Genomic DNA, 395 nt, shown 5'->3' on the forward strand with positions numbered 1-395 from the left:
ATATTGCGCCCACATTGCTCTCGTTATCGGGGCTTGAGGTCCCAAAGGCCATGCAGGGGCTGTCACTCGACCAGATGCTGCTTGGGAACACTTCACTGGATTGCCATAAGCCATACGTTGTCAGTGAGTATCACAACTCCCTCAGGTTCCGCGGCAGCCGAGGGTCTCGCGCATCGATGTACTATGATGGACGTCACAAACTAAATGTATATCACGATGTTGGAATAGGAGAGCTGTTCGATCATAAAGAGGACCCCAATGAGCATTATGACCTATGGGATAGCCACCATCACAGGGGGTTGAAATACGACCTATTAGGCCGCAGCTTTTCCGCAATGATGCTTAGAAGTGGATCCGGCCCGGAGAGAATTGAGGACTATTGACCTTGGCGGACC

1 protein-coding gene is annotated in these 395 nt (G+C 51.4%); it reads left to right on the forward strand.

All coding sequences use genetic code 11. The annotated features are described in order from the left end of the window. On the forward strand, positions 1–383 hold a 383-nt coding region (locus EN780_RS40230; RefSeq protein ID WP_210215163.1), incomplete at its 5' end, for a sulfatase/phosphatase domain-containing protein. Positions 384–395: the final 12 nt, after the last annotated feature.

The organism is Mesorhizobium sp. M4B.F.Ca.ET.089.01.1.1 (genome assembly GCF_004022605.1).
Taxonomy (GTDB): Bacteria; Pseudomonadota; Alphaproteobacteria; order Rhizobiales; family Rhizobiaceae; genus Mesorhizobium; species Mesorhizobium abyssinicae.